This is a genomic window from Robertmurraya massiliosenegalensis JC6 (genome assembly GCF_000311725.1).
Taxonomy (GTDB): domain Bacteria; phylum Bacillota; class Bacilli; order Bacillales; family Cytobacillaceae; genus Robertmurraya; species Robertmurraya massiliosenegalensis.
On sequence record NZ_HE978515.1, the window covers coordinates 417,480 to 443,148 of the forward strand.

At 38.0% G+C, this 25,669-nt stretch carries 25 protein-coding genes; 9 read left to right on the forward strand and 16 right to left on the reverse strand.

Going from position 1 to position 25,669, the window contains the following annotated elements:
* Window positions 1-68: 68 nt before the first annotated feature.
* From BMSHG_RS18425 to BMSHG_RS18475, 10 genes are all read right to left on the reverse strand, one after another.
* Window positions 69-1,118, reverse strand: a complete 1,050-nt coding sequence (locus tag BMSHG_RS18425) for a hydroxyacid dehydrogenase (RefSeq protein ID WP_019155940.1) — start codon at window positions 1,116-1,118, stop codon at window positions 69-71.
* Window positions 1,115-2,305, reverse strand: coding sequence for a pyridoxal phosphate-dependent aminotransferase (locus tag BMSHG_RS18430; RefSeq protein WP_019155941.1), 1,191 nt, complete (start codon window positions 2,303-2,305; stop codon window positions 1,115-1,117). Before BMSHG_RS18430 ends, BMSHG_RS18425 begins: the two co-directional genes overlap by 4 nt.
* Before the next feature lie 24 nt (window positions 2,306-2,329).
* Window positions 2,330-3,319 carry a bile acid:sodium symporter family protein gene (locus BMSHG_RS18435; protein WP_019155942.1) on the reverse strand — a complete coding sequence of 330 codons (990 nt, stop codon included), beginning with the start codon at window positions 3,317-3,319 and terminating at the stop codon, window positions 2,330-2,332.
* A gap of 520 nt (window positions 3,320-3,839) precedes the next feature.
* Window positions 3,840-5,048 carry an MFS transporter gene (locus BMSHG_RS18440; protein ID WP_019155944.1) on the reverse strand — a complete coding sequence of 403 codons (1,209 nt, stop codon included), beginning with the start codon at window positions 5,046-5,048 and terminating at the stop codon, window positions 3,840-3,842.
* Between the two features lie 155 nt (window positions 5,049-5,203).
* A complete protein-coding gene (locus BMSHG_RS18445; RefSeq protein ID WP_019155945.1) occupies window positions 5,204-6,031 on the reverse strand; it encodes a sulfurtransferase in 828 nt (275 codons plus the stop codon).
* Entirely contained in the window at window positions 6,015-6,212 is a 198-nt protein-coding gene (locus tag BMSHG_RS18450) for a hypothetical protein (RefSeq protein ID WP_019155946.1), read from the reverse strand. The genes BMSHG_RS18445 and BMSHG_RS18450 overlap by 17 nt, the downstream gene beginning before the upstream one ends.
* A 7-nt stretch (window positions 6,213-6,219) precedes the next feature.
* Window positions 6,220-6,951, reverse strand: a complete 732-nt coding sequence (locus tag BMSHG_RS18455; RefSeq protein ID WP_019155947.1) for a nucleotidyltransferase domain-containing protein — start codon at window positions 6,949-6,951, stop codon at window positions 6,220-6,222.
* A 27-nt stretch (window positions 6,952-6,978) separates the two neighbouring features.
* Window positions 6,979-10,632 carry a dynamin family protein gene (locus BMSHG_RS18460; protein ID WP_019155948.1) on the reverse strand — a complete coding sequence of 1,218 codons (3,654 nt, stop codon included), beginning with the start codon at window positions 10,630-10,632 and terminating at the stop codon, window positions 6,979-6,981.
* Between the two features lie 296 nt (window positions 10,633-10,928).
* A complete protein-coding gene (locus BMSHG_RS18470; protein WP_019155949.1) occupies window positions 10,929-11,486 on the reverse strand; it encodes an isoprenylcysteine carboxyl methyltransferase family protein in 558 nt (185 codons plus the stop codon).
* On the reverse strand, window positions 11,486-12,574 hold the full coding sequence (locus BMSHG_RS18475; RefSeq protein ID WP_019155950.1) for a type III polyketide synthase: 1,089 nt from the start codon (window positions 12,572-12,574) through the stop codon (window positions 11,486-11,488). Before BMSHG_RS18475 ends, BMSHG_RS18470 begins: the two co-directional genes overlap by 1 nt.
* A gap of 317 nt (window positions 12,575-12,891) precedes the next feature.
* On the opposite strand from BMSHG_RS18475, the gene BMSHG_RS18480 reads away from it, so the two are divergent.
* Window positions 12,892-13,350, forward strand: coding sequence for a chemotaxis protein CheX (locus BMSHG_RS18480; RefSeq protein ID WP_019155951.1), 459 nt, complete (start codon window positions 12,892-12,894; stop codon window positions 13,348-13,350).
* Window positions 13,351-13,410: 60 nt separating this feature from the next.
* Here the strand turns inward: BMSHG_RS18480 and BMSHG_RS18485 are convergent, their stop codons facing one another.
* Window positions 13,411-14,184, reverse strand: coding sequence for an SDR family NAD(P)-dependent oxidoreductase (locus tag BMSHG_RS18485; protein ID WP_019155952.1), 774 nt, complete (start codon window positions 14,182-14,184; stop codon window positions 13,411-13,413).
* A gap of 511 nt (window positions 14,185-14,695) precedes the next feature.
* On the opposite strand from BMSHG_RS18485, the gene BMSHG_RS18490 reads away from it, so the two are divergent.
* The 4 genes from BMSHG_RS18490 (at window position 14,696) to BMSHG_RS18505 (ending at window position 17,514) form a co-directional block, all read left to right on the forward strand.
* Window positions 14,696-14,899, forward strand: coding sequence for a hypothetical protein (locus tag BMSHG_RS18490; protein ID WP_019155953.1), 204 nt, complete (start codon window positions 14,696-14,698; stop codon window positions 14,897-14,899).
* A gap of 307 nt (window positions 14,900-15,206) precedes the next feature.
* Window positions 15,207-15,356, forward strand: coding sequence for a hypothetical protein (locus tag BMSHG_RS18495; RefSeq protein ID WP_019155954.1), 150 nt, complete (start codon window positions 15,207-15,209; stop codon window positions 15,354-15,356).
* Between the two features lie 22 nt (window positions 15,357-15,378).
* Complete coding sequence (locus tag BMSHG_RS18500; RefSeq protein ID WP_019155955.1) at window positions 15,379-15,855, forward strand: cytochrome c oxidase subunit II; 477 nt, start codon at window positions 15,379-15,381, stop codon at window positions 15,853-15,855.
* A gap of 3 nt (window positions 15,856-15,858) precedes the next feature.
* Window positions 15,859-17,514 (forward strand): b(o/a)3-type cytochrome-c oxidase subunit 1, encoded by a 1,656-nt coding sequence (locus tag BMSHG_RS18505; RefSeq protein ID WP_019155956.1) that lies wholly within the window; start codon window positions 15,859-15,861, stop codon window positions 17,512-17,514.
* A gap of 228 nt (window positions 17,515-17,742) precedes the next feature.
* On the opposite strand, the gene BMSHG_RS18510 is transcribed toward BMSHG_RS18505, so the two are convergent.
* The 3 genes from BMSHG_RS18510 to BMSHG_RS18520 form a co-directional block, all read right to left on the reverse strand.
* Window positions 17,743-18,645 (reverse strand): DMT family transporter, encoded by a 903-nt coding sequence (locus BMSHG_RS18510; protein WP_019155957.1) that lies wholly within the window; start codon window positions 18,643-18,645, stop codon window positions 17,743-17,745.
* Between the two features lie 59 nt (window positions 18,646-18,704).
* A complete protein-coding gene (locus BMSHG_RS18515) occupies window positions 18,705-20,222 on the reverse strand; it encodes a carboxypeptidase M32 (protein ID WP_019155958.1) in 1,518 nt (505 codons plus the stop codon).
* Between the two features lie 159 nt (window positions 20,223-20,381).
* On the reverse strand, window positions 20,382-20,615 hold the full coding sequence (locus BMSHG_RS18520) for a DUF2249 domain-containing protein (RefSeq protein ID WP_019155959.1): 234 nt from the start codon (window positions 20,613-20,615) through the stop codon (window positions 20,382-20,384).
* A gap of 181 nt (window positions 20,616-20,796) precedes the next feature.
* On the opposite strand from BMSHG_RS18520, the gene BMSHG_RS18525 reads away from it, so the two are divergent.
* Genes BMSHG_RS18525 through BMSHG_RS18540 form a run of 4 tightly spaced genes read left to right on the forward strand, consistent with a single transcriptional unit; the run spans window position 20,797 to window position 22,831 of the window.
* A complete protein-coding gene (locus tag BMSHG_RS18525) occupies window positions 20,797-21,039 on the forward strand; it encodes a DUF2249 domain-containing protein (RefSeq protein WP_019155960.1) in 243 nt (80 codons plus the stop codon).
* Window positions 21,036-21,242, forward strand: coding sequence for a DUF2249 domain-containing protein (locus tag BMSHG_RS18530; protein WP_019155961.1), 207 nt, complete (start codon window positions 21,036-21,038; stop codon window positions 21,240-21,242). Before BMSHG_RS18525 ends, BMSHG_RS18530 begins: the two co-directional genes overlap by 4 nt.
* Before the next feature lie 14 nt (window positions 21,243-21,256).
* Window positions 21,257-22,501 carry a hypothetical protein gene (locus tag BMSHG_RS18535; RefSeq protein ID WP_019155962.1) on the forward strand — a complete coding sequence of 415 codons (1,245 nt, stop codon included), beginning with the start codon at window positions 21,257-21,259 and terminating at the stop codon, window positions 22,499-22,501.
* A gap of 12 nt (window positions 22,502-22,513) precedes the next feature.
* Window positions 22,514-22,831, forward strand: a complete 318-nt coding sequence (locus BMSHG_RS18540) for a metal-sulfur cluster assembly factor (protein WP_019155963.1) — start codon at window positions 22,514-22,516, stop codon at window positions 22,829-22,831.
* Window positions 22,832-22,893: 62 nt separating this feature from the next.
* Here BMSHG_RS18540 and BMSHG_RS18545 read toward each other — a convergent pair whose 3' ends face one another.
* Together BMSHG_RS18545 and BMSHG_RS18550 are read right to left on the reverse strand one after the other, a co-directional pair.
* Window positions 22,894-24,351, reverse strand: coding sequence for a CoA-acylating methylmalonate-semialdehyde dehydrogenase (locus tag BMSHG_RS18545; protein ID WP_019155964.1), 1,458 nt, complete (start codon window positions 24,349-24,351; stop codon window positions 22,894-22,896).
* A gap of 89 nt (window positions 24,352-24,440) precedes the next feature.
* Window positions 24,441-25,637 (reverse strand): iron-containing alcohol dehydrogenase, encoded by a 1,197-nt coding sequence (locus tag BMSHG_RS18550; RefSeq protein WP_019155965.1) that lies wholly within the window; start codon window positions 25,635-25,637, stop codon window positions 24,441-24,443.
* Window positions 25,638-25,669: the final 32 nt, after the last annotated feature.

Genomic DNA, 25,669 nt, shown 5'->3' on the forward strand with positions numbered 1-25,669 from the left:
GTATCGTGGATAATCCATCATCTCAGGTGTAAACGAATAAATGGCAACGGTTTTTGAACCATCGCCATTTATTCGTCACCTTTTAATTTTTTTGAAAATAACGTTTCTTTGTACTGAGGGTTTGCCAAATACATCGGCTCTTCTCCGTTAAGTATATTGATTACATTTTCCGCAATGGCGGTAGCAGAAATTTGATTGCATTCTACCGTTGTCCCACCGACATGAGGTGTTACGATAATGTTCGGTAATCGTAGTAAGGATAAATCTTTCGGTGGTGGTTCTGGATCAAATACATCCAAAGCTGCACCTGCGATTTTTCCTTCCTTTAATAATTCATAAAGATACTGTTGATTGACAACAGCCCCACGTGCGGTATTAACCAAATATGCCGAAGGCTTCATAAGCGAAAGTAATGACTTGCTCACTAATCCTCTTGTCTCATCGTTTAATGGAATATGCAAAGAGACAAAATCAGATTCTGAAAAAATCTCTTCTATATTTGTCGTTAATTCTACTTGTAATTCCTTCGCCATTCTTTGTTTTTCTTCATTATATACACGCACCCATGCCTTAACATTCACACCAAAGGGGATGATACGCTTTGCTACTTCCTGTGAAATCCCCCCAAATCCAATGAGCCCCACTGATTTCCCTCTTAATTCCAGTGCGGTAAGCAAATTGCGCGCATGATAGTTTCCTTTTTTCATTTCCTCATGAAACGAAATAACCGATTTACTTAATGCTAGTATAAACATGACAGCATGCTCAGCTGTAGAAACTTTATTCACTCTTGGTGCGTGGACAACAGGAATCCCTTTTAAAGTTGCATAATTGACATCGATATTATCCAAACCTACTCCAGCACCTGAAATCACTTTTAAATATGGATTCGCATCCAATACTTCTTTCGTAATTTGAGCAGGTGCTCGCAGTACAATTGCGTCTACTCTTTTTACTAGCGTACATAGATGTTCGACTCGATAATCATTTGTTTGGATCACATGTGCATATTCTTGTAAATATTGTTCTCCGTCATGATGATACATAGGCAACACTTGTAATATGGTCGGTTTCCCTACTTTACCTAAATTCTTTCCATCGCTCTGATTTTTCTTCATTGTACGGCCTTTTCTTCTTTCATGAGCTGTTTGGCAAAAGCAACGATTCGATGACAAGCCTCTTGTAATACGGCTTCACTTGCAGCAAACGAAAGACGAACATAACCTTCTCCAAATTTTCCAAAAGCATCCCCTGGTACAACGGCCACTCCAGTTTCCTTCAGTAATTGAGAGGCAAATTCTTTCGAGTTCTTCCCCATATTTTTTATATCTAAAAATAAATAGATCGCTCCCTTTGGAGGGTGAATATCGAAACAGTGAGATTGATTTAAAATATCAATGACAAGGTCTCTCCTTCGGTTAAACTGGGCCTTCATTTCGTGAACATCTCCCTCCGCATTCTTTAAAGCTGTGAGCGCCCCTTTTTGAGAAAAACCGGATAAACTCGAAATATTATTTTGATGAATCCGCACTAGTCCATTGATGATCGTTTCTGTTGCATGTACAACCCCCAGTCTCCAACCTGTCATCGCATACGCCTTTGAAAAACCATTGACAGTAACGGTTCTCTCTTTCATGCCAGGAAATGCCGCAATCGAAATATGTTCTGCACCATCGAAAATGATCTTTTCATAGATTTCATCAGCAAGGACAATCAGATCATTCTTGATTGCAAATTTAGAAATAGCCTCCAGCTCTTCTTTGTTAAAAATCATTCCTGTTGGGTTACCAGGATTCACTATGACAAGTATTTTCGTACGAGGCGTCACATATTGCTCAAGAGAATTTACATCTAGGCTAAATTCACTTTTGTCCCCAACAAGTGGAACGAAAACAGGAATTCCTCCAGCAATACGGCAAGAAGAAGCATAATTCATCCATGTAGGACACGGGATTAAAACTTCATCTCCTTCATTGATTAAAGCCATCATTGCAAGAAAAATCGCTTCACTAGCGCCAGCTGTAATGAGAATTTCATTTACAGAAGCATCGATTTTATTTTCCTTCACTAGTTTTTCTGCAAGAATAGAGCGTAATTCGCTCAAGCCAAAGTTTGATGTATAATGCGTATCTCCATCGTTTAAAGAATGAATAGCAGCTTCAGTAATTTTTTTGGGGGTGTCAAAATCTGGCTCACCTAGTAGAAGATTTAATGTATCTAAGCCTAATTTTTGTCTTTTTGTAACTTCCTCATACACTTTCCTAATTTCACTGAAACCAATATTCTCTAATCTGTTAGCTAACATATACATCACTCCCTATTCGTTTCATTAGGCTAGATTTTTATTTTTCGCTAGTTTCAGAGATTTAGCTTTCGAAACACCTTTCTGCTTCCTACCATAGAGAAGGGATCCGACAATCGAAGCCATCACCTGTTGAAAGAGCATGCCGAGTACAACGGGCAGAACAACTGCTGATGGAAAATAAGTGACTGCCAGAACCGATCCTAACGCGTTATTTCGCATTCCAGAGGTAAATGTAAGGGCAACATTCGTTTCATGTTCCATTTTTAGCCCTTTACTTATTAACCAACTAAATAAATATCCAGAAGAAACAACAATAAATCCCACAATAACGGTCAACATTATTTTCCAACTGAAAGTTGCCATGTAAGCAGAGATGACACCGCCATTAAGAAACACAATGACAAAAATGCCCATTTTGGAGAAAGGGGATAACTTAGGACCCCACACTTCTTTTATTTTTCCTTTCGTCAGCCCATTCAAGGTCATGGCTATAACAGAAGGCAACACAATCATAAAAATTAAATCCTGAACTAACTCCCCTAACTGAATCGTGAGACTTTGACCAACCAGCAATTTCAGCGTAATCGGAACTAGGAGCGGAGCAAGAAATGTATCGATAAGAATAATAGAGAGAACCAATGGGATATTCCCTTTATAAATAGAAGTCCACAAAAAGCTTGTGATCGCCGTTGGGATGACGGCTAATAAAGTAAATCCAGTGATCATCCATGGATCACCAGGGAAAAACAGATGGCCCAATCCCCAATTCCAGAGTGGGACCAATATATGTAAGATTAATAGTGCTATAATCAGAGGAAAAGGATGGTAGATTACATGGTTAAATTGCCTAAAATTCAACCCTAAGCTTCCTGAAAATGTCATAAAAGCAAATATCCATGCAATCAAAAAAGTAAATTGCTCCAAGCGCTCCCCCACAATTATCCCGATGATTAAACATACTGGAGTCATGATAGGCAGAATTTTCACTAATATATTATCCAATTGACGAAACATGAAACGGGCCTTCTTTCGTTTGTCTATTTCCGAAAGTCAATACCGAAATTCGGAATATAAATATCGTTTTTTGGGATACTAGAAGTTTAGTATACTATTCTTCTTATGTATACTCCTTTGTCATATTATATAACAAAGTATTTTCAAACACTTTTAAATAAGAAAAAACTCCTACAAAATGTAGGAAGCTTCGATTTGTCTCATTCGATCCAAACATCTCCCACCCTTAAGCGGAATTTTTCCTGTTATCTCCTCACCGGAGTCTCTTTTAGGGAAAATAACGGAAGATTTTCCGCTTATGGAGAGCAAAATCGTTTATTTTGGCATTTTTTGAGGGATTAGCAGGAATTTTTCCTGTTATTTCGACTCTTTTTTTCGATGCTTGCTCATTTAGCGGAATTTTTCCTGTTATCATTTCATACCGATACGGTTTATACGAACATTAAGTCGTGGGGATTTGTAAAATTAAAAAACAGGAGCCCCCAATAAGGGAGTTCCTGTTTTAATCGTATTTAAAAACCTAGTTTTCCATTGCGTTAAGTGGTTGATTATTTCGTTGTACTCTTTTTTGCCAAATCAATGCTGTAATAAATGTCAGAACTAATAGAACTAAGCCAAGCATAAATGGATACGTAATGTTTACATCATATAACACACCTGCTAAAGTCGGTCCCATTACATTTCCAATACTCATATAAGCATTGTTCATCCCCATCGCAAAGCCTTGCTCATTTCCTGCCATTTTCGATATTAATGTATTCAAGACTGGACGAAGAATGGAAGTTGCCAAGAAGATAATAAGCGTAATGCCGAAGAACAATGAATAGTTCGACGCAAATAATGAGAAGAGAAATCCTCCTGCGGCAACTCCAATAAATATCACAAGTACGGAGCCTTCTCCAAAGCGATTCACAATTTTATCCACGATAAAAAGCTGGACAATGACACTGATAATACCTGTTGAGGTAATCATCATGGCGATATCACGAGGTGATGCCCCGTATTGATTATCAACAAATAGCCCGAGCACAGATTCGTAGGCCATTAAGCCAAAACTCATAACTAATGTAATAATTAATGGAACGAAATAAGGCATTTTAACCGAGCGAGCCATCTTTCGAATCATTGATTCTTCATCGACTACGAAATTCTGCACTTCTTCCGTAGATTTAACTTGGCTTTCTTTCAGTACGACAATCGAAAATAGAACAGCGACAACAGAAACAAGTGCGGAAATTAAGAACGGCATCTTCAAGCCGAAATCAGCTAAAAATCCACCAACTCCTGGTCCAATTACGATTCCAAGTGACATGGCTGCTGAGACAAGGCTGTTTCCCTTGGCACGCTGAGCCATCGTTGTAATATCTGCTACATAAGCGAAGATAGCAGGGACAAGTAATGCTGCACCAATCCCACCAATAACCCGTGATAAATATAATAACCAAATTGAATCAAATAAGTAAAAAATGAACATGGACACCGTTAGACCTACTAGCCCATAAATGATCATTTTTCTCCGTCCATACTGGTCAGCCCACTTACCAGCTATCGGAGAAAAGATGAGCTGTGCACCGGCAAAAATAGCAATCATTAAGCCAGCGGCCGTCCCACCTTGATTAATTGATTCTAAATATGCAGGTAAAATAGGAATAATAATCCCAAAGCTCCCAATCGCAATAAACATATTTATCATTAAAATAAATAATTTTTTCCTTTGATCGTTCGTCATATTGACACCCCTTTTTTCATCCTCAACTATGCAATCAAAAAAAACCCCCATCCAACATTTCACTGGATAGAAGGCTCTAACATCCTTATTTCGCAAGTTAGTTGTAAATATATTACACCGATCATCGAAATTTAGCAAGCCTAAAAAATTTACATTTAGCCTCGTGTGATAATCTTGTTTTCAACATATGAAATCCAATCACTAAAGCTTCCTGCATAGAGTTTCACATCTGTAAAGCCCGCCTCTTTCAAAGCAATATAATTGGGTGCCGCCGTAATTCCTGAGCCACAATACACAATCACCGGTTCATCCTTTTTTAGTTCTGCAAACCTTGCTTCTTGTTCCGCTTTATCTTTAAAGTGTCCGTTATTAAAACCTTCTGTCCATACTTTATTAATAGCTGTTGGAATATGGCCGCCCCTTTTATCGATTGGTTCGACTAATCCTAAATATCGACTTTCATCTCTTGAATCGATTAACGTAACATTGTCAGAAATCGCTTTTCGAACGGCTTCTACATCTACTACCATTTCATCGTTTATATGGATATCATAATTAGCTGTAGGATATGTATGAATCTCTTCACTTACGGGGTATTCACTGGCAAGCCACTCTGTGTATCCACCATCTAAAATAAACACATTTTGATGACCAACATATTTTAACAACCACCAAAATCGTGCTGCAAAGGCTCCTTCCCCCCCATCATAAGCAATAACGATTGTATCATTTGAAATGCCAGCCTCTTGCAACATCCGCTTAAACTCATCAATATGAGGTAATGGATGTCTTCCACCATGTTCAGTCACGACACCAGATAATTGTTTTTCTACATGTAGATAAATCGCACCTGGAATATGATTTATCACATATTGAGATTGACCCATGTCTGGATTCCCTAATTGAAATCGACAATCGACGATACGAACATTACTTTCCCGAAGTTTTTCCAATACGACATTTTTACTAATGAAGGTTTTCACGATCATTTCCCCTCTCTTTCTCCATTAATTTGCGCACATTTTCTTTCGGTGACCAACAATTGAATTGAAAATTCGGCTTCGTTTCATAGCCTAATCGACTACAATGATACTTCATACCTTGTTCTGTTCGAGATGCTCGAAAATGAAGACAGCTTGCACAAGCATGGAATCGATTCCCCATTTCACATTCACCTACAATCCAAAAGATTCCACAACCACGTATTCAGTTCTTTTTTAAAGGGCTTTGGTCTAGGAAGATGAAGACATGTTTTCTCGAGTACTACCAACTCTTCTTCTACTCGCTCTATCATTTTTTGGAGTTTATGAGCAGGTAAGAGCTTCCCCTGTTTCTTTGCCTCGACTAATAAATGATATTCTTCTCCGCCATACTTCTCCACCAAAATGTACGGTCCTTTATCAATTCCTACTTCCATCATCGACTTCACCATAGCTTCTGCCCTTAAAACTTGAATGAGCTGTTTTTGCTGTTTTTCTTCTAACTCTTCTTTTCGACTTAGCTCTCGCAGATTCCTTGTCATTAAGCTTAAATAATGTTTCACCAATGAATAACTTGAGAAATGTTCGGAAATGATCGCTTTCATAGTCCTAGAAAAATCATTTTTGTCGACATAAATGATTGGAGAATAGGCCCATTCATACATGCTTGGATTTGATTTTGCGGTCAGGTCTAACGCCTTAAAAATATCCCATCCTTGAGAATCATATGGTACACCGATAGAGATAACATCTACTGGTTTACTTAACGAAAGATAGGAACGAATTTCCTGATGGCGATATATAAAGCGTACATCCTGATCAGAGACAGGAGAGTCTATCCTCCATGAACGACTCCCTGCTTCACAGGCAAATAATATTTCGATCTTCCATTCCTTTTCTAGTGACTTAAACCATTCTTCCATTGTCTAGGCCCTCTTTTAAAGTTTTTCTTATTCAAAATGGGTAATCTCTTCCTCAAGCTTTATTAATGTATCTATCGGGAGATGATTGCTCAAAGTAGCCAGCATCCCTTGGTAATATTCCTTTGTATCTTCATGGATCAACTGGAGGAGAAGCGAAAATTCATGAATTAAAGCATTTTCATAATGAGACATGAGTCGATTTTTCTCATTCTCTAAGTAAGTATCTACTGGTGCTTGTAGGATTTCTTGAAGTGACTCCTCCATAAATCGCTTTTCATTTTTTTCAAAAAATGACTTTGGATGTTTAAAATATGCTAACGCTTTTTTAAACATCCCTCTATCCAACGCAACGAGAGTGTTTTGGAAATCCAAACTTTCTACCTGTCCGAGCTGATACTGACTAAAAGATAAATCATCATTCAGTAATAGTAATTCCTTTGTCACTGTCTGATAGGATTCTCCCAACAACTTCCCCATGTATGTCTCAATCCTTAACGTTGTCGCTCTTAATTCTTGCGAAAAGTCGAAACCTATACTTGTGAGAAAATCCTCCAACGCACGTTCCAACGTCTTCTTCAAGTTACGTCCATCATCTCGCAAAAGGGAAGGATTGAATGACTCTATGAAAAAATCATGAAAGCGCAAGAACACTCTTTGCTTCAAATAATAAATTAATTCTTCTATTTCCTGAGTAATTCTTGGCCGTATTCGTTCTACCGTTTGATTGGAAATACTTCTTTTTGCTTCAGCCATCTCAGCATTCAGTGAAGCGATCCTTGCCTGCTTTAAATGTTTATCTTCTTTTGCTGAATGAATATAGCTTCGTAATTGCTCCAACGCTCTTTCCCACTCAGCAGTAGCTGCGTCAATGGCAATCTGGGTCAAATCATTCGAAATAAAGGCATAAAATTGTTCCTCAAACAGGTGAATCCCCGACTGTGATGAAGGCAATTGTCCGAGTTTTTCCTGGATCGCTAGTAAGCTAGATACGGGATAAAGGCTCGGATTTCGAATACCGAAGCGAACAAGCTCTTCTTTAACATAGCTTAATACCTCTTCTTTCTCTGCTCCATCGTTTGCTAAATCAACAGCATTTACAACAAAAAACATTTTATCCATTTCAAAGGCGTCTTTCACACGGCCCAATTGAATAAGAAATTCACGATCTGCTTTTGAAAATGCATGATTATAATAAGTTACAAACAGAATCGCATCTGAATTTTTAATGTAATCAAAGGCTACACCGGTATGGCGAGCATTGATGGAATCTGCTCCAGGTGTATCAACTAAAGTAATTCCTTTACGGGTAATCTCACAGTCATAATGCACGTCTATTCGTTCCACAAGACATGATTTTTCTTCGTTTGCCACAAAATCTTGAAAGCTCTTTAAGTCCGTTTCTAACACTTTACCTAACTGATGGCGATATGCATCAAACCCATGAAAGAATGCACGTAAGAAAGAATAATGGGTTTTCTCGTAGACATCCAATTCGATTTTATGTTCAAGAATCTCTTTAATTTGGGTTAACGCCTCATCAAAACTATGTGCTTGTACTTCAAATACTCCTAAAGAACGGTTAATATCTTCATATAAAACCTGTGCTTGTTTAAATTGGACCTTCACCATTCCATGAGGATGATTCTCATCAATTGGCATAATTTTATTAATGGCAGCTGTCGTTGGATTCGGAGAAACTGGTAATAACTTCTCTCCGATTAAGCTGTTGGCAAAAGAGGATTTCCCAGCACTAAATGCACCAAATAATGCGACTGTAAACCCTTTTTCCTCTAATCTCTTTGCTTTATCCTTTAAGTGCGACGAGATTTTCTTAAAACCTGGTACATCCTCAAGCTTTTGCGATGTAAAACGCAATTTCCTAACTACCGCTTCCATTCGCTCCGTATTATTAGCTAGAAATGGCTTATTTTGCTCTTTTACAGCTTCGTCTTGCTTCACTGCTTTCTTTTCCACTGTCTCCTCTTCAAAGGTCGCCTCGGTAATAACCTCTGTTTCCATTTCTTCGGACAATATTGTTAATAGATCTTCTTTTTTGTATGGTTGCTTTTCACCAGTTAATATTTGCTCCATCGTGATAAAATGGGTGGTTTGAGTACTGACAATCTCTTCTTGCTTTTTCCATGCATGAAGTATGTGGCTCCATTTATCAAACTCTTGTTGTAGACTCCGTTCTTGCTGATGGAGTTTGCTCTTTACAATTTCTAAATAGTTCTCTTTCAATTCTCTAACGGCTTGCCTTGCAGACTTTTTTGCCAACTCAGCAACATCCGCTGTGTAATTGAGAACATATTGGCCAGATACACGTGCACCCTTTTTCACAGCATTCGCAAGCATTTCTTTTGGGAATTTCACTGAAAGCTCTTGAACCTTAGTTAGCACTTCCATGTCGTCAATCTCTTCTTGCTTAAACCTCTTCGAAAGAAATTCCTTTAGATGCCATGTAATTTGAGTATTGATTTTCTCTTGGAAATCAAGGGAAAATCGTTCAAGCCGTTCCGCTCTCTCTTGCTCTGTTTTTTGCTTTGAGAAGAATAACCCTACTTTAAAATCCGGATCCGTTGCTTCTAGATAGCTTTCTGCGAATGATCTTGTTTCAAATGGCATTAAGTAAGCACTTTTCAAAATCGAATCAAGTCCATCTTCAAACTCTTTTTCCTTTTCTCTCAATAAAGAAGAAATTTGTTGTAAGGATTGACGGGCCTTCTCTACTTGCTCTGGTAGCTGCTCTTGAATTTCTATTGGAATCCCGTCTAGCTGTTCTTCGTATTTATCCAAAGCTGCTTGGTCCTTATCTTTTAGAAACTGTTGATGATGATTGACAAGATTGGTCAATGATCGATAGATAGAAGGAGCTAAAAGATTCTCTTTGTCCTCGAATTTTGAACGAATGAATTGCTTCAAACGATTGAAATCATTATAAGGATGTTTTTCCTCCCGTAAAGAGGTATAGAAAATCCGTTCAGGTTCCACACCCCAATCAGAAAAGGAATGTTTCACACTTTCTTTAAAGTCTTCAAAACTTAGCTCTTCACTGCGATGTTTGTCAATCTGATTAATGACTAAATAAAGTTCTTTGCCTGCATCTGTTAACTCTTTTGTAAAAAGAAAATTCAATTCTGATTGGACATGGTTATAATCCATTACATAAAAGACAAGATCAGCTAAATGTAAAGCAGATTCGGTTGCAATTCGATGTGCATCATCAGTAGAATCAATACCTGGAGTATCGATAATACATACGTCTGTTGGAAGAACATTCGTATGATGGCTAATTTCAATCGATTGAATGGCATCGCCATCCTTACAATAGGACTTTACTTTTTCATAGTCATATGGCGCTGGGTATAAACGGGGATTGCCCTCTTTAAAATACACTTTCGCATATTCTTCCCCAGTTTTAACTTTGACTAAATTCGCACTCGTAGGAATCGGGCTTGAAGGGAGTAGATTTTCACCAATCAACTGATTAATCATACTCGACTTCCCTGCTGAAAAATGCCCACAGAACGCAAGCGCATACTCTTGATGATGAAGCTTCATTAGCAACTGTTTTGTTTTCTCGGCTTGCTCAGTATCATCATTATGCAAAAAAAAGTGGTGAAACATTGCTAATTTACCTGTAAGTTCTTTTAAATCTTGCTGTGAAGCCGTCTCCATCATTTTAATAACCCCTTGTATGTTCGTTTACTCATCCATTTTAACTGATTTTTCAAGATATTTAAATCAGATAGACAAAGAAAAAACCAGATCCCTTTTGGACCTGGCGAACATACATTATTTAGTTTCTACTTGCTTACATACATGATCTAACACATATTTCATCACAAAGGAATAGACAGCAATGGTCGAAATAATAAAAATCGAAACCATATGTAACACGTCCTTTTAATTGAGAATAATTTTCATACTCAATGTATCATGATTCATGACGACTTTCAATAGTCCCTTCAAAATGTTCAAACTTTTTTCAAAAATGAAGGTAGAAAGCGATTCTGTCCCATAAATACTTTTTCATATTCCGTTAACGAATGGAGTGCTTTTTCTTCTGCTGGAATGCGGATCGATAATATCCAGATGTTTAATATTGTAAATATCAGCCCGGTTATATATGCTTCGTATAATAAGGGAATGATCATCAATTCAAGCGTCACAATTACGTAATTTGGATGCTTTAAAAAACGGTACGGTCCCTTTCTCACGACTTGTACTTCAGGAATAACAATGATCTTCGTATTCCAATGACGTCCTAATGAATAGATTACCCATACCCTGCCAAGTTGTGTGAGAAGAAATAAAACCAATATCAACGGCCAAATTGGATGGATACTACTATTCGCTCGTACGATTTCAGTTACCAAACTGACGAAAAATAACACATGGATGATAATCATATAACGATAATGGGCCTGACCAATCTCTATTCCCCCTTGGTTCTTTAACCATTTCTCATTCCTTCTCGCAATGAACATCTCTACTACTCGTTGAAGAATGATAAATACAATCAGTAGTTTCATCATTTTACCCACCTCAGTAAAAGCATTTCAGAACTAAAACCTGGTCCTAATGCTGTCGCCAAGCCCACTTCATCTTCTTTTCCGATTTCCATAAATCTTTTTAAAACATATAAGATGGTAACAGATGACATATTTCCATATTCTTTCAACACATTCGCAGAAATTTCAGTTTGAACAGGAGAGAGTGATAAGGACTGTTCATATGCTTCTAATACCTTTCTTCCTCCTGGATGAGCGATAAAATGCTGCATTTCACTCATATGATAGCCCGATAATTTTAGAAAATGATATACGGCAGGCTTTAGTTCTCTTTCAATAATGGTCGGTATATCCTTTGAGAATACAACAAAAAAACCTTCATTCTTCACCTGCCACCCCATCACATCGAGGGAATTTTTTAAAGTTGTCGATTGCGTTGAAAGTACGGAGGGAACGCATGACTTTTTTTGAAACGCTTGTCTATCGACTCCATCTCCTACCATTAATGCACATGCGACTCCATCAGCAAATAAGGAAGTTCCTATAAGATTGCTTTTTGAACGATCATTCTTTTGGAAGGTGAGGCTACAAAATTCGATCGCCAATATCAGCACCTTTGCATTTGGAAAAGCGAGGCAATATTCATACGCTCTTGATAAGCCTGATGCTCCTCCCCCACACCCTAGACCCCAAATCGGAATCCTTTTTGTGAAAGGTGTAAATGGGAGTCTATTCATGATCCTTGCTTCAATACTAGGTGTTGCAACTCCAGTACTTGTAATCGTAATGATTGCGTCTATTTCATCATAAGCAAGTTGTTTCTTTAAAAAGGTTTCACTTTGTAAGCACTTCTTTATCGCTTTGGCTCCGAATTCAACTGCATGCTCGATGAAAGTATCATTTTTTTCCGCAAATGAGTGCTCTTTCTCAAACCACTCTAACCCTTTAACGAAGTGGCGTTTTTCAATTTGTCCACTTTGAAAGACCTTTAGTAACCTTTCGATATCTTTAAAGGAGTTGTTAAATAGATTACGAGCAAAGTTCATGATTTCTTGTTGCTTGATCACATATGGTGGGTGCACTTCAGCAACAGAGACGATTTGAGGCATGACAATACCACTCCTCTAGTTAAGTAAGGGTATTTTTCCCATTTTTGATAAAAACTATGTATATTTACTTCCCCATGTTTAAAGGCATAAAAAAACTTCCTCCAATTTTGAGATTGAAGGAAGTGCATGGTTTTGAAGGATTGTTGTGCTCTTTTATTATAAAGGGAATGTGTTCGAACTTCATCACACAAACTTTTCCAATTACTATCATTGTCCATCATTAGGTCATTAGACCTAAATTTTCGTGTGAATTTAGTCTTTCCGTAAGTTGAAATTATGGTAATATTAAAAGTAATTATTTAGTGGGGGAATGATTAGTGACTTTAACTAAAAGTGTAACAGACATCTTAAATGGGACGATCGAATCAGTTAAAGCGGTCCTACCGTTTGAAGTAACAGTAGAAAAGCCATCATTGTTTACACAATCTTTTACCCAGCATTCAATCGGTGTTTTAATCGGAATGACTGGAGATGTTCGAGGTCGCGTTATAATTGAGGGTGAAGAGAAGACATTCGGAAAAATTGGCGAAGGCATGTTTGGAATGTTTCTCGAAGGAGAAATGCTGGAATCATTTGCAGGTGAATTAGGTAATATGCTTGCTGGTAATCTCTCCACTTCAATTTCCCAAAAAGGCTTCGAAATGGATATTACTCCCCCAACTGTTTTGATTGGTCAAACAAAGATTTATGGTTTTGATCGAGCCCTCCTTCTTCCTATTAATATGGTAAATGTAGGCTCATTGGGGATTATACTAGCAGTTGAACTTGATTCTTAAAAGTTTTTTAAAAAAAATATAGCAATAGACAAGCAACGCTTGTCTATTTGCCATTTATCATTAAAACCCTTTAATGGTCATGCCGCCATCAACAAATAACGTCTGCCCTGTAACATAATTTCCTGCCTCTGAGGCTAAAAACACAGCTGGGCCTACAAGCTCCTTAAGTTCACCAACACGATTAAGCGGGGTTACCGATAAGATCTCTTGCAAATATTCTGGATCTGATAGTAATTTTTCGGTTAATGGTGTTCTAAAGTACCAAGGACCAATCGAATTTACGCGAATATTGTATGGACCCCATTCCATTGCCAATACTTTCGTCATTTGAATCATCGCTGCTTTTGTAGCTGCATAAACTACTCCAGTCCTTAAAGCTACAGTACCAGCTACAGAAGAGATCGAAATAATTCTTCCTTCTGTATTTGTTTCTTTCATCACTTTTCCAACTTCTTGAGACATGATAAATGCGGATTTAAGATTCGTATCCATAATTTTTTGCCACTCTTCATCTGTTACTTCTAAAGCCTTTGAGCGGATGTTTATACCGGCGTTGTTAATAAGCACATCAATTCGATCCCATTTTTCAAGTATGTGCTCTAGACTTTTATGAATTTCATCCCGGTGCGTCACATCTGTCGGAATCACTAGAGCCTCTCTTCCTATTTCTCTTATGTACCTAGCCGTTTCCTCTAAATCCTCTTTTGTTCTAGATAACAGGGCAAGATCTGCCCCAGCCTCAGCCAATCCAATGGCAAGAGCCCTACCAATTCCTCTTCCAGCTCCCGTAACTAGCACCTTTTGCCCATCCAATCGAAATGAAGGCAAATACATTATGATCACCCTTCTCCAAATATTTCTACCCCTTTCAACATATCAAAATGAAGGCAAATAAGAAAGAAAATAGCACCAGTTAATCCGGCGCTATCTCACTTGATCCATTTTGATTTTGAACTTCTATCCATATTTTGTTGAAAACCGTATTGCCACACACTCTGCATGTATCTTTTCCATCATATAGTATTCTACAATTTTCACAGTAGTACTTTTCCATTTCTTATTCACTTCTTTCACTAAAGATGAAGAAAAGCAGTCCCATTTAGACAAACTTTCTAAATAATTGTAATACTCCATTTTATTTCAATTGCTAAAATTGGTGACGTTCGAGGGAACGTATTTTCACATAATAAACCACATGTTTAGAAGGGGGTAAAATTATAATATGTGAACAAAAGAGATTCTATTACAATATTAATTTCACAATTGAAAGTGATGTAAATCATATGGGTTCACTTACTTTTCTGCTACAATTCCTTTTAAAGAGTTGAGAAATGAGGATGTTTTGATGGATAACAATACTGCACTTAAAATCTTAATCCAACGAATAAAAGAAGAGCATCAGGTCGCTTATCATCAATCATTTAAAGAGGACAATAACGATTATTGGCTAGGTAGACTAGCGATTACAAAGGAGTTATTAAACTTCTTTGATAAACAACATCCACACAAATCTCAATATGACCTCACAAGCAATCTCTTTCGTAAATAAGCAACAAAAAAATCCATTAATTAACAAAATATCCGTTTTTCGGAGCATCCCTATGGCTCTTGAATCCCCTTTTTTTTGCGAGGGGCTTCAAGGGTCTTTTTAGCATTCATAAAATGTTCACATTTACTAGCATTGATTTGTGACAAAAATCACTGTGAAATTAACTTTCCACTACTAAGATAGTAGATATACGAATATTGAACAATTTGTGAAATCCTTACATCCATATGGATTATCAAAAATTGTCTAGTATGATGTAGATGTAATCATTTACATTTTCTATTTTTTTCCGAAAGGAGTGAGTGTTATGGCTAAAGCGGAATTGAAGAGCGATACAAGAACAGAGATTGAGGATAGCTCTTCTTTAAAAGGCACGTTGGCTTCCGTTTTCTTTGTCGGCTTTTTCATCATAGTACTTTGGGTTGGCGTTTACTTCTTATACTTAGATCGGTTTTAAAAATGAAAGGGGATTTTAGGCCATGCATATCCATAAATTTGAAAAAATATGGCTGATTTTTGGGGTTACGGCTCTTCTTGTGTTCCTATCCGTATTAGGAGTAAGTGCCTTTTACCTTGGTAATCAACCTCCTAGCTGTTTAGCTGTTATTGATCCTACAAAAGTGGATGAACACGACACATTTAAAGAGCCAGGTTTGAAAAAGGTAGAGGGAAAAGATTGGGATTATGAGCTTGTATATGTAGCTCAAGCTTTTGCTTATACTCCTGGTACAGTTGAAGTACCGCTTGGAGCAAAAGTGAAAGTAATCGTCACTTCTAAAGACGTTATTCACGGCTTTGGGGTAGCCGGTACAAATATTAACATGATGGTGGAGCCAGGTTATATCAGCGAGATTGTAACAACATTTGATAAAGCTGGTGAGTACCTTGTTCTATGTAACGAATATTGTGGATCAGGACACCATATGATGACCTCAATGATTAAGGTGGTGGAATAATAAATGCTTAAAACATCTTTAAATTTAAAAGTTGATCGTCGAGATGCCAAATTAGTAATGGCACATTTTTATGTAGCATTTATTGCCTTATTAGTCGGTGGACTTGCAGGACTCTTACAAGTATTGGTTCGTTCAGGAAAATTCGAATTACCTGCAGGAATTGGTTATTATCAAATCTTAACCGTTCACGGAGTCGTATTAGGACTCGTTTTAACCACATTTTTCATCATGGGATTTCAGCTTGCAGCCGTAAGCAAAACAGCTGGAACTTTTACAAATAAGCAAAGATTGATCGGTTGGATTGGATTCTGGATTATGACAATCGGTACTGTTGCTGCTGCTGTTATGATTCTATTAAATGAAGCATCTGTGCTCTATACGTTTTATGCACCGCTACAAGCTCACTTTGTCTTCTATTTAGGATTGACACTTGTCATCGTAGGAAGCTGGGCTGTTGGTACAACGATTATTTTAAAGTATGCAGAGTGGAGAAGAGCAAACCCTGGACAACCGAGTCCATTGTTAACTTTCATGGCTCTTGTAAATACGATGATGTGGACTGTAGCCACAATCGGTGTGGCAGCTACTGTATTAATTCAATTATTACCATGGTCATTAGGATTAATTGAAACCGTCAATGTCGGTGTGAGCCGTACCCTATTCTGGTATTTTGGTCACCCACTTGTTTATTTCTGGTTGCTCCCTGCTTATATGGCATGGTATGTCATGATTCCGAAGATTATCGGCGGAAAAATTTTCTCAGATTCATTAGCAAGAATGTCATTTATTCTATTTTTATTATTCTCGATTCCAGTAGGTTTCCACCATCAGCTTTTAGAGCCTGGAATTGACCCTGCTTGGAAGTTTTTACAAGTTGTTCTTACGTTTTTAGTTATCATTCCATCGTTAATGACTGCATTTTCTTTATTTGCAACATTTGAAAGTTATGGACGTTCACAAGGGGCAACTGGATTATTTGGATGGTTTAAGAAACTTCCTTGGAAGGATGCCCGTTTTACAGTCCCATTTATCGGAATGCTTGCTTTCATTCCAGCTGGTGCAGGTGGTATCGTCAACGCTTCTCACCAAATGAACCAAGTTGTTCATAACACGATTTGGGTAACTGGACATTTCCATTTAACGGTTGCTACAGCTGTGGTACTAACATTCTTTGGTGTTTCTTTCTGGCTTGTACCACATTTAACTGGTAGAAAATTAACGAAAAAAATCAATAAGCTTGCATTGATTCAAGGTTATCTATGGGCAATCGGAATGACCTTTATGTCTGGTGCCATGCATGCGGCAGGACTACTTGGCGCCCCTCGCCGTTCAGCCTACTCAGAATACGGTGGTGCTGCACAAGCTACAGAGTGGATTCCGTATCAAATTGCCCAAGCTGTTGGTGGTTCGATACTCTTTATTGCGATCATCTTAATGCTTTATATCTTTGTCAATCTTGCATTTTTTGCTCCAAAAGGAGAAGAAGAATTCCCAGTTGGTGAAGCTGCAAACCCTGCAGAAAAAGCACCAATGGTGTTCGAAAACTGGAAGCTATGGCTTGGAATTACCGTACTTTTAATTCTATTTGCCTACACAATTCCACTTATCGACTTAATTCAAAATGCACCACCAGGAGCAAAAGGCTATAAGCTATGGTAACTATATTTTTATAAACGCTGTTTGCATATAAATTGTGGTTATTTGTAAAGACTCAGCAGTCGGTTTTTACCCTTATATCATGGTTATGGCTATACATGAAGTGTGCGACGGCACTTTTCGCTCCCTAAATCAGGCATGTTGCTTCTTATTGCTTTCCAAGAGCAGCCATGTTTGCGATGAGAGCCTTTATAAAAAGAAACACTGGTTCAGCTAATTGAACCAGTGTTTTTATTTTGTTTCACTTGATAACGCCCCTTTGTGATGAGGGAGGTTTACGATCAATACAGAAGCGAAGATTAATAGTGCTCCTACCATTTGAGACAGCCCTAATGTTTCTTGAAAAATCACAAGCCCAATCAACATCGCAACAACTGGCTCCACTGTTGCAATTACTGCGGCCCTACTACTCTCCGTTTTTTCAAGTCCCCAAGTATAGGCTAAAAAAGCTAAAACTGTCGGGATTAACCCTAGACCAGCACTAACTAAAAGTACTTTTGTCGATAAGATCACCTCTAACTTTCCCCATATTCCTGAAAAAGGAAGCAGTGCAATAGCCGCTACTAAAAATGTATATAACGTAACAGTAAATGGCTTAATCTCTTTAAGTGCAACTTTTCCAAATATGCTATATAATGCATAACCAAACCCCGAACCTAGACCTGTTAGTATCCCGAGTAGTGTAATGGGGGTTCCTTTTTCACCCCCGACACCGACTATAAAGATACAGCCTAAAATCGTTCCAATTACAGCAATGATTTTCTTTTTATGGATCGATTCCTTTAAGAAAATAAACGACATGATTGTGACAAATGCTGGTGAAGTATAAAGAAGAATGACAGCGATCGAAACACTCATTTCATTTATCGTAAAAAAATAACAATAATTAAAGAATGCTATACTGCAAATTCCTGTCCCTATAAAAACTGGAAGTTTACGTAACTTTACTTGCATTTCATCTCTATACGATACCATTCCGATGATTAGGAGAAAAATAGCCGCAAAAGTCACCCGTACTGTCACAATTTCCATTTCTGTTAAGCCAGCCGTTTTTAATTCACGAACAAAAATGGCAATTAGTCCCCATAATGCCGCACCGAAAGCAATCATGATATATGGCAATCCTTTTCTCATAACCCCTCCACTTAAAAAGGGATGACTATGAAAGGTCATCCCTAAGACTGTTGTACCATCTATAAGTTGTATACCTGGCCATATTTTTCGTATAAATAGTCGACCAAGAATTGCGCATTTAAACCTTCTCCTGTTACGTCAGTTAGAATTTCCAGAGGTTTTTTCAAGGAGCCATATTGATGAATATTTTGCGTTAACCACTCCCTAATTGGTTGCAAATTCCCCTCTGCAAGTAAATGATCGTAATTTGGAATGTCCTTTAGCATTGCATTTTTAAATTGTGCTGCATACATATATCCAAGAGCATAGGATGGGAAATAACCAAATGAACCACCTGACCAGTGAACATCCTGTAAAACACCATTTGCGTCATTATCAGGTCTTACTCCTAAATACTCTTCGTACTTGTCATTCCAAATTTGTGGCAAATCTTTCACTTCAATTTCACCATTGATAAGCCCTTTTTCAATTTCATATCGAATAATGATGTGTAATGGATATGTTAGCTCATCTGCCTCGATTCGAATAAGTGATGGTTTTGATTCGTTGATCGCACGGTAGTAATCTTCAATCGAAACGTGTTCGAATTGACCATTTGAGTACGACTTTAAAAGATCATAGTTTTTCTTCCAAAAAGAAAAATTTCGTCCAACAAAGTTTTCATAGAATAAGGATTGAGATTCATGAATTCCCATAGAAGTCCCTGTACATAGTGGCGTTCCCACTAAATCCTTAGAAATATTTTGTTCATAGAGGGCGTGTCCACCTTCGTGAATCGTTCCAAATACAGCGACACGATAGTCTTTTTCATCATATTTCGTCGTGACCCGGACATCTCCAGGATTTAAACCAATGGCAAATGGATGAACGGTTTCATCTAAACGGCCTGCTTGGAAATCGTAGCCCATTTGCTCTAAAATATTTAAGCTGAAATCTCTTTGTTTATCTTTTGGAAAATGCTCAAATAAGAAACTTGTTTCTGGTTTGTTAGCTGATTCAGAAATCGTCTTAACAAGCGGAATGATTTTCTCACGTAATTCTCCAAATACATTATCTAAAATCTCTACTGTTATTCCAGGCTCGTACATATCGAGCAATGTATTATATTTATTCCCTTCATAGCCCCAGTATGTAACAAAACGTTTATTCGTTTCCACTAACTTCTCTAAATATGGTTTGAAAAGTTCAAAATCTGATCCATCCTTCGCTTCTTCCCATACACTCTCTGCCTTAGACTGAAGAATGACATATTCTTTATATTCTTCCGCCGGTATTTTCTTATTACGATCATATTCTTTTTTACAGTGTTCAGCAGTCTTACTCGTAATTTCAGAGATAACCTCTTTCGCTTCTTCTGTAGTTAAATTTGCAATGTATGCTGCCATTTCTTCAGATGTAGACATTTTGAATACTTCTGAAGACAAAGTACCAATTACTTGCGAACGTTGTTCTACACTTTTCTTTGGTGCCCCCGTACGTAAATCCCAATAAACTAATGAAAGTGCTTCATTATATGCAGTCATTTTTTGTACATAAGCGGTAAACTCTTGCTCTATTTGCTTAATTTTTTCACTCACTTTTAGTCCCCCCAAAACTGTAGTAACGTGTCTCTATTAAATGTAACGTGATGCAAATTTCGAAATACCAATTTATTTTATCATATTTTTCAGAAAAATAATCCTCAAAAATAGAAAAAGAGGGTCGTTTTTTAAACGCACACCTCTTTTTCCACAGTTCTATATTTTTCCAATTGCTACTCTCCAAAGGTCCGGTCCTTCTTCTAAATACTCCCAAGTGAATGTGTCCGTTCTTTCGACCATAAATTGATATCTTAATGGTTTTGGGTCATGGTCATTGATTAATAGCATAAATTCCCCTTGCTGGAGGGCATCAAATGTATCAATAATTTTCGGATGTTTTTCTTTTGGTGGAAAATTAGGCGCAATTACTTCTGCTGTAAAATCTATCATATTCAATCACTCCTCTTAAATTTCGTCCTTACATTTGTAGTATAGAGCTTGCAATTTTATGGTGTAGTGAACACCATCACACTAGAAAATAAAATTTTTCATAACTTGTGATTTACATCACGATGCACCGTAGTGAAAATGATTATCATTAAAGTATAGAAATGACAAAGGAGAGATAAAGATGGATAATCACCTGATCGAATTAGATGTACGTGAAGATCTAAAAAATAAAATAGAACCTTTCCAAAAAATTATGGAAGCGACTAAAGCATTAAAAAGCGGAGATGTCTTAATTCTTCACGCCCCATTTAAACCTACTCCTCTCTTTGCGGTCTTAAAGGCAAAAGGTTTTGAGCATGTGGCTGAAGAACTAGGGAAGAAACATTGGAAAGTGACGTTCACAAAAAAGGCGGGGACAAAATGAAATTAGACAATCGTGGACTAGAGCCTCCTAATCCGATGATGAGGACCCTTCGAGCTCTTGAAACATTAGTGGTGGGGGATACATTAGAGATTATTAATGATCGCAGGCCTATGTTTCTTTATGAACAATTAGATGAGCTGGGCTTCAAACATAGAACTGAGCCGAACGAAGATGGGAGCTTTACGATAAAAATAACGAAGTAAGGAAAGTGAGCTTCATGATAGCTAAAAATATGGGACATGAAACGAATATTAAATTACCTTTTTCATTTATTCTATTCAGCATCATTGCCATTATCGTTTCTCAATTCCTTCTACTTTTCAATGGAGAAGCACTTATCAACGGAAGCTTTCGTATTCCTGCCATTTGGTCAGCTTCTCATCTATTCATATTAGGTTGGGCATTAATGATCGCAATGGGATCCATGTACCAATTAGTACCTGTAGCTTTTCTAACCCCAATTTGGAACGAGAAATTTGGGTTTATCCAATTTGCCGTAACATCAATTGGAATTGTTTGGTTTGCTGTCACCCTTTACATCATGCCAAGTAAGGCGCTAATTCCAGGAATTTTGATGCTGCTTGGCATCCTTATGTTTCTTGTTCAAATGGGGATGACCTTAAGAAAACAGAGCAAACCAACTATTCTTACCCTTTTCGTAGGGAGCGCTTTACTCTGTTTACTTCTAACGATTGTAATAGGAATCACTTTGGTCATTAGTATGAGAACTGGTTTTGCAAGTCATTATTATTCCATTTTATTTCATAGCCATTTATTATTTGGAATTGCCGGTTGGTTTACACTATTAATCTTTGGATTCTCTTATAAAATGGCACCGATGTTTGCCCTTGCCCACGGTTATACTATGAAACTTGCAAAATATGTGTATGGTGTCTATACATCTGGGTTATTAACTGTATGGATGTCATTCATTTTCGATTCATCATGGCTTTTAAAAGGTGGATTTCTTCTTCTTTTATTGGGATTTAGTTGTTTTTTAACACATATTTACTTGATCATTCAGAAACGGGTCAAGAAAACACTTGATCTTCCATTTCGTTTTGCCTTACTTGCGATTATCTTTGGAGCAGTAATCCATTTACTAGCATTTCTCACGGTAATAAGCGAGCGATTCTCCACTTATGCGGCACCCCTTATTATTGCATATTTAATGCTGTGGATTGCCTTTAGCATTATGGGATATCTCTATAAAATAGTTCCTTTTTTATGGTGGACGCATAAATACTCTCAGGTCATTGGGAAAAAGGATGTTCCAGCTTTAAAAGATATGATCAATGAAAAACTAGCCTCTCCGATATTCATGTCCTTTATATTAGGAATAGCACTAGTATCAGCGGGGATTGCATTAAATGGGCAAATACTTTTCTACATCGGACAGTCACTCGTTACGATAGCTTCGCTCATATTCGGAATAGCCATTATTTTAGTCATGAAAAAATAGGAGGAAATGATGATGAATTTACAAGAACAAATTGCCTTAGTGGAGAAACTTCGTAAGCAGTTAAAAAAAGTATTGGACCCTGAACTAAATATAAATGTTGTCGACCTTGGACTAATATATGATATTTCCTTGCTTGAAGAAAATATGGCAGAAATCACCATGACCTTAACGACGCCTGGATGTCCACTCCACGATAGTATCGTTGGCGGGGTGAAACATTGTGTATTAGAGCTTGATGAAATAGAAAAAGTGAACGTGCAACTCGTTTGGGAACCAGCATGGACTCCTGATAGAATGTCAGAGGATGGATTAAGAGCGATAGGGAGATAACAAGTTCATAAATTTGATCAACGAAACACCCGCATCTAAAACAAGATGCGGGTTTCTTTCGCTTACCAGCGGGCAGTGAGCATTTTTCTTCTTGTATAAAATTCCACTCCGTCTGTTCCATTGGCATGAAGATCCCCATAGAAGGAATTTTTCCAGCCGGAGAATGGGAAGAAGGCCATTGGAGCTGGTACTCCAATATTAACCCCAAGCATTCCAACCTCAATGTTTTCACGGAAGTAACGTACATGGCTACCATTTTGAGTAAATAAGCATGCTCCATTTCCAAAATCAGATTTATTGGTAAGCTCGATCGCTTCTTTTAAACTGTCAACACGGACAATGGAAAGAACCGGTGCGAAAATTTCTTCTTTCCATATTTTCATAGAAGGGCTTACGTGATCAAAAATGGTTGGTCCAACGAAGTAGCCTTTTTCATGGTAAGCCTCATCTTTACGCCCATCCCTTATAAGGGTTGCCCCTTCTTTCTCCCCAATTTCGATATACTTCGTTGTACGCTTCTTATTCTCCTCTCTAATTACCGGCCCTAAAAATACATCTTCATTCAATCCATTACCAATCTTTAATTGATTCGCCTGCTCATTCAATTTTTCAACAAGTTCTTCAGCAACAGAATCAACTGCTACAACTACAGAACAAGCCATACATCTTTCTCCTGCTGAACCGTAAGCTGCCCCAATGATTTCTTTGACAGCTCCATCAAGGTCTGCATCTGGCATAACGATCGAATGATTCTTTGCTCCAGCCAATGCTTGAACCCGTTTCCCTTTTGCTGTCGCAGATTTATAAATATATTCAGCAACAGGCTGTGAACCAACAAATGATATTGCCGGTACATCTTGATGGTCAATTAAGCTGTTCACAACATCATGGGCTCCATGAACAATATTAAGAACGCCTGCCGGTAGACCTGCTTCATCGAAAAGCTCAGCTAAACGGTTAGCAAGGATGGGGGTTCTTTCTGATGGTTTTAAAACGAATGTATTGCCACAGGCAATCGCAAGTGGAAACATCCAGCAAGGAACCATCATCGGAAAATTGAATGGCGTGATTCCACCAATGACTCCTACAGGATAGCGATACATACCTGATTCAATATTGGTTGCGATATCTGGAAGCTGTTTTCCCATCATAAGAGTTGGAGCTCCTGCTGCAAACTCTACACACTCAATGCCACGTTGAACTTCACCAGACGCTTCTTTAAAATTTTTCCCGTTTTCTTGAGTGATTAATTTCGCTAGTTCATCCCAGTTTTCGATTAGTAATTGTTGATATTTAAATAGAATTCTAGCCCGCTTAGGGACGGGCGTTTTGCTCCATGTTTTGAACGCTTCTTTTGCAACTTCTACTGCTTTATCAACATCTTTGCGTGTTGAAATCGGCGTCCGTGCCAGTTCCTCTCCAGTCGCAGGGTTTGGTACAAGCTCATACTTTTCCGTATTCGCTTCTACCCATTTTCCACCAATATAGTTTTTTAATATTTTGGTTGTTATCGTAGTCATCCACATATTCCCCTTTCTTAGAATTTGAAAATAAATCATAGATTAAAGCTGCTTTCGCAAACACAGCTCCTTAACCTCTGTTTCCTTTTCTATACTTGCTTAATTGGAGAAGAAAATTGATAATCATAGCACCTATAGTACAATTCTACAAGTTCACGCTGGGAAGGAACTCTTGGATTATTACTCGGACTCCCGCTATCAAGAGCGTCATATGCCATTTTATCTACAGCTGTCCGAAAAGCCCCTTCATCCATTCCCCAGCCTTTTAAATTAGGAATATTTAATTTTAAGCATAAGTCTTTAATTGATTTCACAGCTACATTTGCTGCTTCTTGATTCGAAAGGTTTTCATTATTACCTACAAATATTCTCCCGATGTCAGCTAAACGCTCTACACATTCATTTTGGCTAAATTCTAATACAGCCGGTAAAAGCATCGCATTTGAAATCCCATGTGGAACGTGAAACAATGCCCCAATCGGACGGCTCATTCCATGCACTAGGCATACAGAAGCATTTGTAAATGCCATCCCTGCTTGAAGAGAACCAAGACTCATCGCCTCTCGAGCATCGACATGCTCTCCATCATTGTAAGCGGTTAAAATATTTTTCACGATTAGCTTCATTGCTGATAGTGCCATCGTATCCGTCATCGGATGGGCCTTTTTTGATAGATAGGCTTCAACCGCATGGCTTAAAGCATCGATTCCTGTTGCCGATGTAACACTTTTAGGTGAGGAAATCGTCAATAATGGGTCAACGATTGCTACCCGCGGCATAAAGACAGGCTGCTTAATCATCATTTTGACAGAACTAGAAGTGTTCGTGATAACAGTTACATCCGTTGCTTCTGAACCAGTACCCGCTGTTGTCGGAATCGCAATATGAGGAATGGCTTGATGTTGGGCTATTTTCTTTCCCCCCATATAATCACCAATATAACCACCATTTGTTGCTAGCACGGCAATCGCCTTCGCTGTATCAATACAACTGCCGCCTCCTAGAGAAATAATGAGATCACAGCTTTCTGTCTGAAAAATCACCAGACCCTCCTCCACGTACTGGTCAGTTGGTTCAGACGCCACCCCGAGGTATACCTCACTCTGTACGCCTTGCGATTGTAGATTTGATATGCACTCGCTTACATATCCGAGCTGATTCATGATCTGATCGCTGATAATTAATGCCTTTTTTCCTCTTAGTGCAGCCTCTGCTCCTACTTTTTTCATAGAATCTCTTCCATAAAAAACAGCTTCTGGTGCACGAAAAATGGCTGATTTCTCCATAAGACTTCACCCCTTTTGCATTATCACTTTTA